Raw genomic sequence first — 16,733 nt, forward strand, 5'->3', positions numbered from 1 at the left:
CTCAACGATCCACCGCGATATCATATTGCCGTTTCAGGCCCGCGACCTCCTTGGCAACCAGCCCGTCACTCTGCTCGGAAACCAAATCCTGCCTGATTTCATCACGCACGCGGTCATAGGGCACCCGTTCCGACGGCACCCGCGCCTCGACACGCACAAAATGCACGCCACGGCTTGAACGCACCGGCCCGATCCAGACACCCATCGGAGCCGTCTGGACGGCATGAAGAAAATCGAGGCCGAACATGCCGCTGATCATCGACTCGCCATAATGCGGCAGATCCAGCCCCATGCCGAAATCGTCGCCCTTGACGTCCTCCCCCTTGTTCAGGGCAGCCAGAATCCCCGCCGGATCGGCAGGCATCGTCTGGAAGAAAACATGCCGCAGGCTGATTTCGGGCTCGGTGCGATACAGGCGGGCATGCCCGGCATAATACGCCATCATCTGATCCTCCGTCGGATCAGGCGGCAGACTGGCCAGCATGAACCGCATCTGCTCGATCAGACGCTGCCGGATACCGCCATCCGTAAGATAAAGATGGCGGCGGACAGCCTCCCGGAACAGCACTTCGTCCGTAACGTAATTCTCTATGACCCGCGCCTTCTCCGCCGCATCCGGCACATGCCCCGACAAAGCCGCGTAATCGTCGAAAAGGGAGGTCTGGACGGTGCGCGAAACGCTGATGGTCTCCCGCCGGCCGTCAACCAGCCAATAGAGCAGGAAAAAGCTGCCGCCGATCAGGATGAAGATCAGGAACGGCACCCCGCCCCTCACCCGATCCCACCATCCGGCGGTTGTCTGCGTCCCCATAAACCCTCCCGTCACCGGCGAACCCTCACCTCACCGCCCCACATCTCCAGCGATTTTCCGCATGACGCATCAGGAAGGACAGCCGGAACCTCCGTCGGAAAAAGCGCGCGACATTCGCCAGCCTGCCCCATCGCTCCAGAGCGAAATGACCGGTCATCCGGCATGCCGCGCCGACCACCACGACACCATGCCCGATGACGCCGACAAAGCGCGACCCCATCACTCTTTTCTCCAGTGACGCTACCGTCACTACGTCAAACACCTCAGAGCCGGTTTGGAAATGTGCGCTGGCGAGCGAGAACGGCGCGGACGATACGCCGCCAGCGTGCATGTCCAAACCGGCTCTCAGTCGTTCAGGGTCGTGACGGCGATCGCGGCGGCCGATGCCCGGTTCTCGACGCCCAGCTTCGCGAAGATCTGCTCCAGATGCTTGTTGACCGTGCGCGGGCTGATATTGAGGATCTCGCTCACATCCCGATTGGGCTTTCCACGACTGATCCACAGCAGCACCTCGGCCTCGCGCGTGGTCAGGCCGTGCCGCTGCGCGAGCAGACGCTCTTCCTCTCCGGGCCGGCGCAGCAGCAGGGCGAAACACATCGACCGGTCATCCGCCATCCCGCTGAAAACGCACTCCAGCGTCCCCACGTCCAGTTCCATCGACTGCCGCGCGACGATGGGCCGCTGCCCGTTGAGGTCCATCAGGATCCCGCGCAGGGGCTCCGGCAACGCCCCCCCCAGCTTCCAGCCCGGAAAGCATGTCGCCAGCACGCTGGCGGCCTCGGGCGTATGCCAGAGCAGGCTGCCGGTGATGGTCGTGCCGATCGTCGGCCGCCGCCCATGGTCCAGCGCCCGCCTGCTGGCGCGCATGGCCTGGGCATTCCGCAGATGCACCTCGACCCGCGCGATCAGTTCATCGACCATCACCGGCTTGCGCACATAATCCACCCCGCCGGCGCGCAGGCCCCGCAGCACATACTCCGTCTCGGTCAACCCCGTCATGAAGATGACCGGGATATGATTCAGCGTCGCATCCCCCTTGATCCGCCTGGTCGTCTCAAACCCGTCCAGGCCCGGCATCGACGCATCCATCAGGATCAGGTCGGGCACCACATTCTGCAGCAGGTCCAGCGCGCTATCCCCATCCTGCGCGATCAGCACCGTCATATCGCACCCTTCCAGCGCATTCATGACGAAGCGCAGGGATTCAGGGGTATCGTCCACAACCAGAACGCACGCACCGGAGAGGGACGCGGCACTGTCATCACTCCCCTGCGTCATCAAGAATCCTTATCACGCCCTTCAGGTCGAACTGTTTCAGACATGCCTCCAGATGGTCCAGCAGGGCCTGCCGGCCCGGAGTCGCGCCGCGCATGTCGGCAACCAGCGCCTCGACCGCCCGCACATGGCCCTGCCGGGCCAGACGGCGCAGCTCGGGCAGCCCCCCCCGCACGGCCTCCGGCAGATCCTCCGCCTTCGCGGCCATTGGAGCCTGATCGAAGGCAGACGGCAAGAGAGAAGGCGTCTCGCGCGTGTCCAGCTGCCATGTCAGCCCAAGCTGCCGCCTGATCACATCCAGAAGCAGATCCACATCGACCGGCTTCGCCACGAACCCGTCATGATCCGACGCGGCATCGCTGCGCGTCCGCTGGTCCATGACATTGGCCGACACCATCACGATCCGGATCGCCGCCCCCGCCATCTGCCGGATCGCGGAGGCGATCGTCCAGCCATCCTCCCCCACAAGCTGGATATCCAGCAGCACCAGGTCCACCGCTTCCCGGGCGGCGATGTCCCTGGCCTCGGCCCCGTTGCCGGCGGTGAAGACGACAAAGCCCAGTGGCACCAGCAATTCGCGCAGCATCGTCCGCTGCCTGATATCGTCATCGACGACCAGCACCGTTCGCGTCGGCCCTTCATACCCCAGCACGGTTCCCTGCCCGATGGCCGAATCCGTGGCGCCACGCACCACCGGCAGCATCATGCGCAGACGGAACACGCTGCCCTGGCCCGGCGTGCTGGTCACCGTCAGTTCGCCCCCCAGAACCCCCGTCAGCACGCGCGTGATCGACAGGCCGAGCCCGATCCCGGGCTCATGGCTCGCCTCCAGCGCCGCGCCACGCTCGAAGGGCTGGAAAATCCGCTCGATATCCTCGGGATCGATGCCGATGCCGGTATCGGCAACCTCGATCCGCGCCACCTCGTTCCTGTACCAGACGGAAACCGTGGCCCCGCCCGCATAGGTATATTTCACGGCGTTCGACAGCAGGTTGATCAGGATCTGGCGCAGCCGCCCCTGGTCGGTGCGGACATGGGACGGCAAGCGGTCATGGATCTTCAGCTCCAGCGTCAGCCCCTTCGCCGATGCCTGCATGCGGAACATATTGACGACATGGCGCAGCATCAGGGGAAAGGCGACGACATCCGAACTCAGGCTGACCACCCCGCTTTCAATCCGCGAGATCTCCAGCAACCCCTCCACCAGGTTGGTCAGATGCTCCGCCGATTGCTGAATGACCGACCCGGCCTCGTCCGCCCGCACGGCGCTGCCACGCTCCAGAAGCTGCGCATATCCATAAATGGCGTTCAGCGGCGACCGGATTTCGTGGCTGACGGCAACAAGATAGCGCGTCTTCGCCGCATTGGCGGCCTCGGCCGCGTCGCGGGCCTTCTGCAATTTGGCGTCCGTGACGATATGCGCCGCGATTTCACGTTGCAGCATCGCCGTCTGCTCCGCCGTCTCCCGTTCGGCGGCACGCCGGCTGTCATGGGCCAGGACGAGCAGCCAGCCCACGATGCCGGCCAGCACTTCCAGAATGACGAACGTCTTCCAGACGATGGCATTGTCTTTTTCCGAAACCGTCTCGCCGAACGTCACGACATAGAACACGGCAAGCAGCGTCACGCTGAACGCCAGCATGATCGTCAGAAAATGCGCGACCGTCCCCCGCAGGTAGCGCCCCATCCATTGGGGCACCAGTCGCAGCAGCAGCGCGATCGTCTGCTGGGTGAAATTGCTCGCCTGCTTGCAGGTGTCATGGCACCGGCTTTCCAGCGTGCAGCACAGCGAGCAGACGGGCCCCGAATGAAACGGGCAGGACACCATGTCCGGCCCGTCATACGTCATCGCACAGACGACGCAGCGGGTTTCGTGCGCGAAAATCTCGGGCGGCCGGGCGATATAGAAACGCCCCCGGGTCAGCGCCGCTATGCCCGGCGCGGCCACGAACGCCACCGCCAGCCCAAGGACCGGCGCGAAGGCTTCGGCCATCGTCCCCATCATCCCGGTCAGCGCCAGCGACGAACAGGCGAAGGACAACCCCATCGCCCCCACGCCGACCGGGTTGATGTCATACAGATAGGCCCGCCTGAATTCGATTCCCTTCGGGCTCAGCCCCAGCGGCTTGGCAATCATCAGGTCGGACGACAGCGCGCCGATCCAGCCGGAAGCGAGGTTGGCGTATAGCGCCAGCAGCGTCGCCGTGGTCCTGACGACCCCCGCCTCCATCAGCAGCAGGGCCAGAATCGCATTGAAGACCAGCCAGACCACCCGGCCCGGATGCGCATGGGTCAGGCGGGCGAAGAAATTCGACCACGCGATCGACCCGGCATAGACGTTCGTGACATTGATCTTGGTCTGGCAGGCCACCACGAACAGCAGCATGCAGATCAACGCCGCCGTCCGGGAATCCGTCATGTCGTGGAACAGAACCAGATACATGACGGGCGGACTGTCCGCGCTGCCGGGCGGCTGATGGCGCATCATGGCCAGAACGGCCAGGAACGACCCCGCGACCAGCTTGAACCCGCCCACCAGCCCCCAGCCCGGCCCGCCGCACAGCACGGCCAACCACCAGCGCAGACGGCCCTTTTTCCCGGGAACCCTCATGAAGCGCAGATAGTCGGCCTGCTCGCCGATCTGCGGCAGCAGCGACAGCAGCGTCGAAATGGCCAGCCCGAAATAGATCAGGTTCAGCGGCGCGGCGCCGAGAACCCCTTCGCTGCGCATCCACACATGCAGGGCCGGGCGCTCGAACAGCACGACATAGAGGATCGGGCCGAATTGCAGCAGAATCCACAAAGGCTGCGTCAGGATCTGCATGCGCGTGATGGCCCGCATGCCATACAGGGCAATCGGCACGACACCCAGCGCACTCACGACATAGGACAGCGCGATCGGCAACCCGGTCGCGATCGTGATGGCCGCCGCCATGATCGAGGCTTCGACGGCATAGAGCAGGAACGTAAAGCTGGCATAGATCAGCGAGGTAATCGTCGATCCCAGATAGCCAAACCCCGCCCCGCGGGTCAGCAGGTCGACATCCAGCCCCTCACGCGCGGCATTGATGGCGATGGGCGCGCCGACAACCAGGAAAATGACGGTCGCGACCAGAATGGCCAGAATGGCGTTGGCAAAACCGAATTGCAGGGTAATCGTGCCGCCGATCGCCTCGCAGGCCAGAAAGCCCGCCGCCCCCAGCGCGGTATTGGCGACCGTCCAGTCCCCCCAGCGCCGGCCACGCGGCGCCGTGTAGCGTAAAGCGAAATCTTCCAGGGTCTGCGCATTGACCCACTGATTATATTTCCGCCGGTCGGGACGAATCACACTTCGGTCTTCATCAAGCACGCCTCGCCCTCGATCTCCCCCTCGGTGAAGGAACAGACACACCGCCCGCCACAACCCGGGCCTTCAATCGTTTCGACGGACGATCCTATACACCAGGACCCGACCCGCACGAAACGAATAGCGCGGCCAGCCCACCGGCTCCGGCCCCGCGGCGTGTCCCCCAGAGCCTGCCTGGAAATGCGCGCTGGTGGGCGAGAGCGGCCCGGAACGGGCCGCGCCCGTCGTGTGTTTCTGAGCATCGGAGCGGAGCGGCCTTGATGGCCGCCCGCCGCGAAGCGCAGGAAACGCGCGGAGGACACGCCGCCAGCACGCATTTCCAAACAGGCCCTCAGTGCGACGGGCCGGCAACCATCAGATGGCGCTGGGCGACCCCGGCCAGACAGCTATGCATGATATAATTCGCATTCTGGGCGGTCTTGTATGTCGCATCCATGATCGGCGCCGGGTCCAGCACCTCGAACCCCACGACATTCTTCTGCGCGCACAATTCGCGCACCAGCGGCACGACCTCCCGCATGGTCAGGCCATTCGGCACCGGGCGCCCCACACCGGTGGCATAGACCGGGTCCAGCACCGACAGGTCGAACGAGACGAACAGATAGTCGGTCCCGTCCCGCACCTCGCTCAACGACCGGCGCATGACCTCCTGCCAGCCGTCATGCTCGATTTCGCCCATGGTGTGCATCCGCACCCCCTGCGCGCGCAGACGCTCCAGATCCGCCGACGTCGCCTCGCCGCCGCGCAGCCCGATCTGCACCAGATGCCGGCCATCGAGAATATGGTCCGACAACAGGCGACGCACCGACTGCATGTCGGAAATGGTGTGGGCATTCGCCGCCTCGCCCTCATAATGGGCATCCAGTTGCACGACCCCCACACGGTCCCTGCCATAGACATCGCTCATGGCGGCGACGTCCGGATACATCAGCGCATGGTCTCCCCCCACGATGAAAGGGATGGTGTGGGCGCGCGCCATGTCGCCGACCATGGTCCGCACATGCGCCACGCTCCGTTCGACGCTCATATAGTCGATGGCGATGTTGCCGTAATCCGCCAGGCGCAGCACGGTCGCCGGGTCGATACCGGTATAGACGTCCGTGCCGACCAGCGAATCCGCCCCGCGCAGCACCATCGGGCCATGCGCGGCATCGCGATAGCCGGTGCTGAAATCCATCGGCACCCCGACGAAGGCGACATCGACCTTCCCGGCCTTCAGATCCTCGGCGCGGATCGCCACCGGCGCATGGGCGAAGGTCGGAATCCCCCCGCGCTCGAACATGTAATGATCCAGGCTGATCGGCCCGGGGTCGCGGCGGTAGGTATCGAACAGCGCCGGCTTAAGCGTCATCGAGATATTGAACGCCGTCGCCTTCGGATTCAGCGGAATCGCATCCTGGTCCTTGCCCTGCTGAAAGCGGGAATCCGCCACCACCTGCATCAGCGCCGCCACATAGGCCCGCGCCTGCGCGTCATCCCGGGCACCGAGGATATCGGACAGCTTCTCGGGGCTGAGATGAAACAGCGCCAGCATATGCGCGTCGGATACGAACGCGCGCTGCTCGGGGGTCAGCGCCGCCAGCCGCCCCTCGCTGCCCACAGGGGACGTGGCCGGCGCGGCAACCGCCGCCTGCACACAAAACGCAAATACCGGCAATGCGGCAACAAGAGCGCGAAACATCACCGGACTCCGTCAGGGCCGAGCGCCCCCTTGTAGCTGCTGGACAGGGGGCTGAGCCAATGCGGCTTGGTCAGCCCCTTCTTGCGCATCGCAATGCCCGACAGGCAGGCATTGATCAGGAAGTCCGAATTGAGCGCGGTCTTGTAACTCGTATCGAGATACGGCGCGACCTCGACCAGATCCATGCCCACGATGTTGTTCTCGGCGCACAGGCGCCGCACGATCGGCTGCGCCTCGCGCATCGTCAGCCCACCGGGAACCGGCGTCCCGGTACCCGGCATGAAGGCCGGATCAAGGCTGTCGATATCGAACGAAATCCATAATTTGTCCGTGCCCTCGCGCGCCTCGGCCACGGCATCGTTCATGACCGCCTCCCAGCCGCGTTTTTCAACATCGACCATGGTATGATAGCGCATGCCTTCATTGCGCATCCATTTGAAGGTCGGCGCGTCGGGAATGCGCGCACGCAGCCCGACCTGCACATAGTTCCTGCCCAGAACATGCCCTTCGTGAATGACCCGATAGACCGGCTGGCCATGGTCGATCAGATGCACGCGATCGCTGCCCGCATCGTAATGCGAGTCGAAATGCACGACGCCGATCTTGCCCTTGCCATAAACATCGGCCATCGCCGCCACGTCGGGATATTCCAGACTGTGGTCGCCACCGACGACGATCGGGATCGCCCCCGTCCGCGCGATCGCCGCGACCTCCTCGCGCACATGCGCGACACTGCGATCCGTGCTCAGATTATCGATCGCGATATCCCCATAATCCGCAATCCGCAGATCCTTCGTGGGGTCGATCATGGAATACATGTCCAGGCCCCACGGCGCCTGCGCCCCCATCGCGGTACGCAGCGCGGCAGGTCCCTCCTTCGCATCCCGAAAACCCGACCCCATATCCAGCGGCGCGCCGACGATGGCGACTTCCACCTTTCCCGCGCGCAGATCCTCCAGCGTCAACGCTACCGGCGCATCGGCGAACGTGGCAAAGCCCGTTCCCCACCCGCCGACATAGCGCGACAGCGCAATCGGCCCGGGCTCGCGCTTCGGGTTGAGAATGGCCGGCCGGACCACTTTCCAGGCATTGAAATCCGGCGCGGAAGAATCCAGCGCAATCGCCGCCTTGTCCCGCCCCGGCTTGAAATCGATCTGCGCCTGAACCGATTCCAGCGCCTCGACATAAGCCGTGATCTGCTGGGGCGTCATCTCGCGAAACCGGCGAAACATCAGCTCCGGATCGACGATCCGGCGACTCTTGCCGCTTCGCAGGAACGCGACCTGCTCCGGCGACAGGCCCGACAGCTTCGCGTCCAGGTCGGCGGGCACGGCAATGGGCTGCGGGGGCGGCGCCACCTTGTCCGCCAGCGGATCGAACGGCTTGTCACCAGCCGGCGCGGGGGCCGCCGCACACGCCGCCACCGGGGCCATGACGCCGATCGCGACGAACGCCAGGATACTGACAGCCATGGCACTGGCCAAAGGGGCGAATCTGAACGACATACCGTATCCTAAACCCGAGGGACGCGCGCGGGCAGAGCCTGTCACCGGAAACCAGGCTTCCGGGAAAAATCCAGAAAACCACGGCATTTCAACACAATATATCACTCTATTCCCCGCCACCACCGGCGAACAGTGTCCATTTGACGTAAGGCGACAATCCCGCGCCAACCTTCCCCGCCCCGCCTTGCCCAAAGCCGAAATTTCAGGAAGCATGCGCCTCTCGCACTTCACGGAACGCCATGCAGGACCGGCTCTTGCCCGAACAGAATGCCCATCCGTTCCTGCAACGCGCCCAGGGCACATTCTCCATCGGCGTCCGCAATGACACGCACGGCAGGACGGCCCTGAACGCTCTGCGGCAGCAAGGGTGCAGCCGCGTCCTGATCCCCCGCCGCCCCCCCGGCACGCTGGAAGCCATCCTCGTCAACATCTCCGGCGGAATCGCTGCGGGCGACAGGCTGTCCGGGCAGATAACCTGCGACGCGGACAGCCATCTCGTCATCACCACCCAGGCGGCGGAACGCTTCTATCGCGCCAGAAAGGGCGAGGACGCGGCACGGATCCATGTCGACTGCACCCTCGCCCCCGGCGCGCGTCTCGACTGGCTGCCGCACGAATCCATTTTCTTCGACAACAGCGCCGCCCACCGCACGCTGGCGATCCGCATGGCCGGCAGCGCCACGGCACTGGTCAGCGAATGCCGGGTCTTCGGCAGGTCCGCATCCGGCGAGCGCACGGAACAGCTCCGCCTGCGCGACGTCATCAGGATCGAACGCGACGGCATCCCCGTCATGATCGACGCCTTCCTGACCGAAGGCCCCTTCGACGCCGCGCTGAACCGTGATAGCGTCGCCGCCGGCCGCACGATCATGCACACGATCCTCTACGCCGCGCCGGACGCCGCATCGTGGCTCGAACCGCTTCGGGAGACCTGCACCAGCACAAGCGAAGACGTCGAATGCGCGGTGTCGGCCTGGAACGGGCTTCTGGTCGCCCGTATCCTGTCCGCCCGTTCACGCCCGGCAACATCGCTGGCCCGCCGATTACTGGCCCGCTTGCGTCCCGACAGTCCGGAACCGGCCACATGGCGCTGGTAACGCACGGACAGAGGCCGCCCACGACCGACATGGAGCTTATGAGGCAATGAAGCTGACCCCCAGGGAGAAGGACAAGCTGCTGATCGCCATGGCAGCCCAGGTCGCGCGCCGCCGGCTGGAACGCGGCGTACGGCTGAACTATCCCGAAGCCGTCGCGCTGATCACCGATTTCGTCGTCGAAGGCGCCCGCGACGGCGCCAGCGTCGCCGATCTCATGGAAGGCGGCGCCACCGTCCTGACCCGCGCGCAGGTCATGGCCGGCGTGGCCGAAATGATCCCCGACGTCCAGGTCGAAGCCACCTTCCCCGACGGAACAAAACTGGTGACGGTTCATGACCCGATTCGCTGACATCCTCCCGCCCGACGCCATCCCGGGCGAGATCCTGCCGGAAGAGGGCGAAATCACCCTCAACGAAGGGTCGCCCCGCCAGACGCTCGTCGTCGTCAATTCCGGCGACCGGCCGATCCAGGTCGGCAGCCATTACCATTTCGCCGAGGTCAACCCGGCCCTGCTGTTCGACCGCGCGGCCGCGCGCGGCTGGCGGCTGGACGTGCCCTCGGGCGGCGCGCTGCGCTTCGAACCGGGCCAGGAGCGGGAAATCACCCTGGTCCCCTTCCGTGGCCGCCGGCACGTCACCGGCTTCCGTGGCACCGTGATGGGGGCACTGGACTGACATGACACGCATCAACCGTTTCGATTACGCCGCAAGCTACGGCCCCACGACCGGCGACCGCGTCAGGCTCGCCGATACCAACATCCTGGTCGAAGTGGAACGCGACTTCACGACCTATGGCGAGGAAGTCAAGTTCGGCGGCGGCAAGACCATCCGCGACGGCATGGGCCAGTCCCAGGTGACCAATGCCGCCGGCGCCGCCGACACGGTCATCACCAACGCCCTGATCATCGACCATTGGGGCATCGTGAAGGCCGATGTCGGCATCGTCCAGGGGCGGATCAGCCGCATCGGCAAGGCCGGCAATCCGGACATCCAGCCCGGCGTCGATATCGTCATCGGCCCCGGCACCGAAATCATCGCCGGCGAAGGCCGCATCCTCACCGCCGGCGGCATCGACAGCCACATTCACTATATCTGCCCCCAGCAGGTCGAAGAGGCCCTGGCCTCCGGCATCACGACGCTGCTGGGCGGCGGCACCGGCCCGGCAACCGGCACGGCGGCGACCACCTGCACCCCCGGCCCATGGCACATGGCCCGCATGCTGCAGGCCGCCGAGGGCCTCCCGGTCAATCTCGCCTTCGCCGGCAAGGGCAACGCCTCCCGCCCCGAGGCGCTGGAGGAAATGGTCCGCGCGGGCGCATGCTGCCTCAAGCTGCATGAAGACTGGGGCTCGACCCCGGCGGCGATCGACACCTGCCTGTCCGTCGCCGACCGCATGGACGTGCAGGTGATGATCCACACCGACACGCTCAACGAAAGCGGCTTCGTCGAAGACACGATCGCCGCCTTCCAGGGCCGGACGATTCACGCCTTCCACACCGAAGGCGCGGGCGGCGGCCACGCCCCGGACATCATCCGCGTGGCCGGCCTGCCCAACGTCCTGCCCTCGTCGACCAACCCGACCCGCCCGTACACCATCAACACGCTCGACGAGCATCTCGACATGCTCATGGTCTGCCACCATCTCGACCGCTCGGTGCCGGAAGACATCGCCTTCGCCGAAAGCCGCATCCGCCGCGAAACCATCGCCGCCGAAGACATCTTTCACGACCTCGGCGTGCTGTCGATGATGTCTTCCGACAGCCAGGCGATGGGCCGCGTGGGCGAGGTCATCATCCGCACCTGGCAGACGGCGCACAAGATGAAGGCCCAGCGCGGCGCCCTGCCGGGCGACGGCCGCGCCGACAACCAGCGCGCCAAACGCTATATCGCCAAATACACCATCAATCCGGCCATCGCCCACGGCCTGTCCGGCCATGTCGGCTCGATCGAGGCCGGCAAGCTCGCCGACCTCGTCCTGTGGGACCAGGCATTCTTCGGCGTCAAGCCGGACCTGGTCGTCAAGGGCGGCGCCATCGTCTACGCCATGATGGGCGACCCGAACGCCTCGATCCCCACCCCGCAGCCGGTGCATGGCCGCCCGATGTTCGGTGCCCTCGGGGGCGCGCTGGCCGCCACCTGCATCACCTTCGTCTCGGCGGCCGCGCTGGAGGACGAAATCGGCCTCCGCCTCGGCCTGAAGCGCCAGCTCGCGGCCGTCTCGAACGTGCGTGGCGGCATCGGCAAGCGCAGCATGATCCATAACGACGCCATGCCCGTGATCGAGGTCGACCCCGAAACCTACGAGGTCCGTGCCGACGGCGTCCTGCTGACCTGCGAACCCGCCGAGGTCCTGCCCATGGCCCAACGCTATTTCCTGTTCTGAGGGCACGATGACACAATGAAACGCTGCACGGACATCCTGACCGGCGGGACCTGGGACCCCGCACACGCCACCGACCGGTTTCGCGGCGATTACGAGGCCCGGCACAGGCGCCGCATGGTGCTCGACCTCGCATCCGGTGACCGCGTGATGCTCGACCTCCCGCAGGCCCGCCTCCTGCGGCAGGGAGACGGCCTGCGCTGCGACGACGGCAGCATCATCCTGGTCGAGGCCGAACCCGAAACCCTGCTGGAAGTCACCGCCCACGGCCCGCTCCACCTGCTCCGCCTCGCCTGGCACCTGGGCAACCGCCACCTGCCCGCGATGATCGCGCCGGACCGCATCCTGATCCGCCAGGATCACGTCATCGCCGCCATGGTGTCCGGCCTCGGCGGCCATGTCCGCGAAATCCGCGCCCCCTTCGATCCCGAAAGCGGCGCCTATGACGGTCAAGGACACGACCATGGGCACGGGCACAGTCACGACCACGAGCACGACCACGCAGACCACGGGCACCACGGGCACCACGGGGGCGGCCATCATCACTGACCGGCCACCACCATCCCTCCCGCCCCACGACATGCGCTTCGCCCGACTGCTGGCATGGATTTCGCCGTCCTTCCCCACCGGCGGCTTCGCCTACAGCCACGGGCTGGAATGGGTGGTCGAAAGCGGCGAGATCCACGATGTCGCCACCCTCGTCGGCTGGATCACCGATCTCCTGCGGTACGGCTCGCTCCATACCGACCTGATTCTGCTCCGCGCGGCCTGGCGGGCCGAAACCGCGCCCGAGCGCATCCGCGTCGCCCAGGTCGGCTGCGCCCTCGCCTCGTCCCGCGAACGGTGGGAGGAAACCGTCCAGCAGGGCGAAGCCTTTCTCAAGGCCGCCGCCAACTGGCCGCACGCCCTCCCGCCCGGTTTCGACCCCCGCGCCACACGCTGGCCGCTGCCGGTCGCCCATGGCGTGGCCTTCCGCGCCTCCGGCCTGGATCAGGAGACCGTCGCCTGGGCCAACGCGCACGCCGCGATCGCCTCGCTGGTCTCCGCCGCCGTCAGGCTCGTCCCCCTGGGGCAGACCTGCGGCCTCCGGGCCCTGGCGGCGCTCGAACCCACGCTGCGCGACGTCATCGACGCCACCCGCGACCTGACGCTCGACGACGCGGGCTCGCTCTGCTTCCGCGCCGACCTGGCCGCCATGAAGCATGAAACACAACAGACAAGGCTGTTCAGGACATGACATATCGCCACAATGGCCCCCTGCGCGTCGGGATCGGCGGCCCCGTCGGCACCGGCAAGACGGCATTGATGGATGCCCTCTGCCGCCAGTTCCGCAACCGCTTCGACATCGCGGCCCTGACCAACGACATCTATACCCGTGAGGACGCGGAATTCCTGACCCGCGCCGGCTCCCTGCCGCCGGAGCGCATCATGGGGATCGAAACCGGCGGCTGCCCCCACACCGCCATCCGCGAAGACGCCAGCATCAACCTGGCCGGCATCGACACGCTGAACGACAAATTCCCCAACCTGGAACTGGTCCTGGTCGAAAGCGGCGGCGACAATCTGGCCGCCACCTTCAGCCCCGAACTGGCGGATTTGACAATCTACGTGATCGACGTCTCCGCCGGCGACAAGATCCCCCGCAAGGGCGGCCCCGGCATCACCCGCAGCGACCTTCTGGTCATCAACAAGATCGACCTCGCCCCCCATGTCGGCGCGGACCTCGCGGTCATGGACCGCGACAGCCGCAGGATGCGCGGCGACCGGCCCTTCGTCTTCTGCAATATCCGCGCGGGACAGGGCGTGGAAGAGATCGCCCGCTTCATCTGCGACAAGGGCGGCCTGGAAAGGGACTGATCTCCCTTTGCAGGCCGGAAAAGACGGGAACCGGTCTACAGGGTGAGCGTCAGCGCAAAGCGCGCCGAAATCGGCTCCAGCGGATGGACGCTCGCCCCCGTAACCGGCCCGGCCGTCGGCGAGATACGATAATCATATCCATATTCGATGGCATTATCGTGCGAATTCGTCAGGTTGAAGATCGACACCGTCGCTTTCAGCCATTTGCTGAAACGATACCCGACATCCAGATTGACCTCGCGATAGCCTTTCGCGCGCAGGCTGTTATCCTCCAGCAAAGGGTAACCGCCCAGCCACCGCACCTGAAGCCCACCGAACCACGGCCCCTTGTCGTCGATCAGAACCCCGAAGGACCAGATCATGTCCGGTGCGTTGGCGACATACCGGCCGTCGATCCCGTAATATTCCGGATCGCGCACCCGGTAGCGCGCATGCGAGTACGCAACGTCCGTATTCAGTTCCATCCACGGCAGCGGATTATACTGGGCCGAGAACTCGATCCCCTGCCGGCGGCTCGGCGGCCCGGCCTCGTTCACGCCTTCATCGGGGTCGTAGATGAGTTCGGAATCGAAATCGATCCGCCAGAAGGAAAGCTGGGTGGCGAGATGCGCCAGCGGGCTCGAACGAATCCCGATTTCCTCCGAAACCGCCTTGGTCATCAGCGGACTCTGGACCGACCCGGCGGTGAAGCGGTCGCCGGAAAACGTGCCCACCACGCCGCGCAGATCGTTGGAATGAAAGCCGCGTCCCGCGCTCAGATAAAGCTCGGTCCGGTTCCACGGCCCGAAGATCAGGCTCCCCTTCGGCTGGAACAGCGCCTGTCCCACATGCCCGGAAAAGCCGGTCACCAGGCTCCGATCCTCGCCCTGATAATATTCCTCGCGCAAGCCGACGACCGTACGCAGCCACGGCCGCCAGTGCGTCGTGTTCTGCACATAGCCCGCCACACGGCCTTCCTGCACATCGTCGGCATTGCAGGCATCCACCCCGCCCCCATAGGGGCTGTCGGGACAGGTGGCGAGCACGACACGCTGCCGGGTATGGCGCCGGTCGATATAAACGGTGTCATACCGCCCATCGATCCCGAAGATTGTCTCGGTCGGGATATGCCCCAGGACCGTGTCGGAACGGGCATAGCTCGCCGTCCCACCGACCTTCGTCCGCGTCTCGTCCTGCTGGAACTGGTCGCCATCGACCGGATCGACAAGGTAATGCGTAAAATCGTTCCACAGCGCGAGCCGGCTATGATCGGCATAGAAACTCACATTCCATTTCTGCCGGTCACCGCCGAACCGGTAATGACCCGACAGGCTGTACCGTTCCGAAAATCCCCCATCCGTGGGATCGAGCGAACCGAAACGGCCGATCAGATGCTGCTCGATCGCCTCCAGCGGCTGGTCGTTGGTCGCGCGCCACTGCCCGCGATAATACATCCCGGTCAGGTCGAAACCGTTGGTCGCGGTGCCGTGCAGGTAACGCGCCATGGATTTGATGGCGCGGAAATTGTCCGGATACGTCCAGGGCCCATCCGCATGATCGGTTTCGAAGGCCCCCAGCAGCTTGTCGCCATTATGGAAATGCGCCGTCCCCCCGGTGACGAACCGCTCGTTGCCCAGCGTATCGCCGCTGCCGCCGATCATGTCCGGCATTTCCTCGACCAGACGGATACGATCCGACCCCGCCACCCCGAAATCCCCCGTCGCGGCATTGAACGGCCCCTTCGTATAATCGATCCCGCCCATCATCTCGGGGATCAGGAAGTTCAGGTCGGTATATCCCTGGCCATGGGCGTGCGTGACCTCGTTGATCGGCATGTCATCGACGAAACTCGCCAGATCGGTGCCATGATCGAGGTTGAAGCCGCGCATCAGGAACTGGTTGGCCTTGCCTTCCCCCGAATGAACGGTGGCGACGAGGCCGGGCACGGATTCCAGCAATTCGCCGACCCGATAGGCCGGGCGCAGCCGCAATTCCTCTTCCGTAATGCTCCCCTGCCCGGCCGAGAGCGCCCGCCCCAGCAGGTTGAGGCGCGAGGCCGTCACCGTCACCGTCTCGGCCGCCCCATCCGGGTCAGCGGCGGCAGGCGTCTCTTGTGCGGCAAAGGCGGTCGATGCCAGAAGAATCTGCAGAAAGCCGAACGCCACGGCCCGGCGGAGAACATACATGGATAACTCCGGCCTCGACTGGACGGTCAGCGAACGCCACGAACGTGGCCGGCACCACGATAAGAGAGATCATACTTAAATTCATATAGGTCATACTGCGTACGCGCGCGGCCGAAAGGACAGGGACGGACATGGAGCGAATCACGATCACGATCGACGCGGCGCTTCTGGAGGTGGTGGATTCCGTCATGAACCGGCGGGGCTATACCAGCCGTTCGGAAGCCATCCGCGACATGATCCGCGACGCCGCGTCACGCGAGGAAGTCCTGTCACGCGAGGGCACCTGCGTCGCGGTGCTGGATTACGTCTACGACCACAAGACCCGCGCCCTCGCCCAGCGCCTGAACCAGGAACTGCACGATCATCACGACCTTTCGGTCGCCAGCCTGCATGTCCATCTCGATCATGACCGGTGCCTGGAGGCGACGGTGCTCCGTGGCGCGGCATCCGCCCTGCAAAAACTGTCCGACACGATCACCACCCAGCGCGGCGTCTATAACGCCCACCTGCACGTGATCCCGCTGTCAGACCCCCAGCCCGACGGCCACTGACTCAGAGCCTGACCTAAAATGCGCGCTGGCGGCGATCCAGCGCGCGTTTCCTGTGCTTCGCGGCGG

General features: G+C 65.3%; 15 protein-coding genes. 8 read left to right on the forward strand and 7 right to left on the reverse strand.

Features of this window, described 5'->3' with window-relative positions; genetic code table 11:
- Window position 1: 1 nt before the first annotated feature.
- From ACMAUO_RS07965 to ACMAUO_RS07990, 6 genes are all read right to left on the reverse strand, one after another.
- Window positions 2-811 (reverse strand): peptidylprolyl isomerase, encoded by an 810-nt coding sequence (locus ACMAUO_RS07965; RefSeq protein WP_420356380.1) that lies wholly within the window; start codon window positions 809-811, stop codon window positions 2-4.
- Window positions 812-836: 25 nt separating this feature from the next.
- Window positions 837-1,148 (reverse strand): hypothetical protein, encoded by a 312-nt coding sequence (locus ACMAUO_RS07970; protein ID WP_420356381.1) that lies wholly within the window; start codon window positions 1,146-1,148, stop codon window positions 837-839.
- Between the two features lie 8 nt (window positions 1,149-1,156).
- A complete protein-coding gene (locus tag ACMAUO_RS07975) occupies window positions 1,157-2,089 on the reverse strand; it encodes a response regulator (protein ID WP_420356382.1) in 933 nt (310 codons plus the stop codon).
- On the reverse strand, window positions 2,073-5,414 hold the full coding sequence (locus tag ACMAUO_RS07980; protein WP_420356383.1) for a hybrid sensor histidine kinase/response regulator: 3,342 nt from the start codon (window positions 5,412-5,414) through the stop codon (window positions 2,073-2,075). Before ACMAUO_RS07980 ends, ACMAUO_RS07975 begins: the two co-directional genes overlap by 17 nt.
- A gap of 349 nt (window positions 5,415-5,763) precedes the next feature.
- Entirely contained in the window at window positions 5,764-7,113 is a 1,350-nt protein-coding gene (locus ACMAUO_RS07985) for an agmatinase family protein (RefSeq protein ID WP_420356384.1), read from the reverse strand.
- Window positions 7,113-8,618, reverse strand: a complete 1,506-nt coding sequence (locus ACMAUO_RS07990) for an agmatinase family protein (protein ID WP_420356385.1) — start codon at window positions 8,616-8,618, stop codon at window positions 7,113-7,115. Before ACMAUO_RS07990 ends, ACMAUO_RS07985 begins: the two co-directional genes overlap by 1 nt.
- Window positions 8,619-8,857: 239 nt before the next feature.
- On the opposite strand from ACMAUO_RS07990, the gene ACMAUO_RS07995 reads away from it, so the two are divergent.
- From ACMAUO_RS07995 to ureG, 7 genes are read left to right on the forward strand one after another with little or no spacing between them, the layout of a single operon-like run.
- Window positions 8,858-9,715 carry an urease accessory protein UreD gene (locus tag ACMAUO_RS07995; protein ID WP_420356386.1) on the forward strand — a complete coding sequence of 286 codons (858 nt, stop codon included), beginning with the start codon at window positions 8,858-8,860 and terminating at the stop codon, window positions 9,713-9,715.
- 46 nt (window positions 9,716-9,761) lie between these two features.
- Entirely contained in the window at window positions 9,762-10,064 is a 303-nt protein-coding gene (locus ACMAUO_RS08000) for an urease subunit gamma (protein ID WP_420356387.1), read from the forward strand.
- Window positions 10,048-10,389 carry an urease subunit beta gene (locus tag ACMAUO_RS08005; protein ID WP_420356388.1) on the forward strand — a complete coding sequence of 114 codons (342 nt, stop codon included), beginning with the start codon at window positions 10,048-10,050 and terminating at the stop codon, window positions 10,387-10,389. The genes ACMAUO_RS08000 and ACMAUO_RS08005 overlap by 17 nt, the downstream gene beginning before the upstream one ends.
- Before the next feature lies 1 nt (window position 10,390).
- On the forward strand, window positions 10,391-12,097 hold the full coding sequence (ureC, locus tag ACMAUO_RS08010) for an urease subunit alpha (protein WP_420356389.1): 1,707 nt from the start codon (window positions 10,391-10,393) through the stop codon (window positions 12,095-12,097).
- A gap of 15 nt (window positions 12,098-12,112) precedes the next feature.
- Complete coding sequence (ureE, locus tag ACMAUO_RS08015) at window positions 12,113-12,643, forward strand: urease accessory protein UreE (protein WP_420356390.1); 531 nt, start codon at window positions 12,113-12,115, stop codon at window positions 12,641-12,643.
- A 31-nt stretch (window positions 12,644-12,674) separates the two neighbouring features.
- The gene (locus ACMAUO_RS08020; protein ID WP_420357236.1) at window positions 12,675-13,331 is read left to right on the forward strand and encodes an urease accessory protein UreF; all 657 of its coding nucleotides are present in this window, start codon (window positions 12,675-12,677) and stop codon (window positions 13,329-13,331) included.
- Window positions 13,328-13,951, forward strand: coding sequence for an urease accessory protein UreG (gene ureG, locus ACMAUO_RS08025; RefSeq protein ID WP_420356391.1), 624 nt, complete (start codon window positions 13,328-13,330; stop codon window positions 13,949-13,951). The genes ACMAUO_RS08020 and ureG overlap by 4 nt, the downstream gene beginning before the upstream one ends.
- Before the next feature lie 35 nt (window positions 13,952-13,986).
- On the opposite strand, the gene ACMAUO_RS08030 is transcribed toward ureG, so the two are convergent.
- Entirely contained in the window at window positions 13,987-16,116 is a 2,130-nt protein-coding gene (locus tag ACMAUO_RS08030) for a TonB-dependent receptor (protein ID WP_420356392.1), read from the reverse strand.
- A gap of 131 nt (window positions 16,117-16,247) precedes the next feature.
- Here ACMAUO_RS08030 and nikR point away from each other — a divergent pair, with 131 nt between their 5' ends.
- Window positions 16,248-16,667: a nickel-responsive transcriptional regulator NikR gene (nikR, locus tag ACMAUO_RS08035; RefSeq protein ID WP_420356393.1), complete on the forward strand. Its 420-nt coding sequence runs from the start codon at window positions 16,248-16,250 to the stop codon at window positions 16,665-16,667.
- Window positions 16,668-16,733: the final 66 nt, after the last annotated feature.

The organism is Gluconacetobacter brunescens (assembly GCF_048695475.1).
GTDB lineage: Bacteria > Pseudomonadota > Alphaproteobacteria > Acetobacterales > Acetobacteraceae > Gluconacetobacter.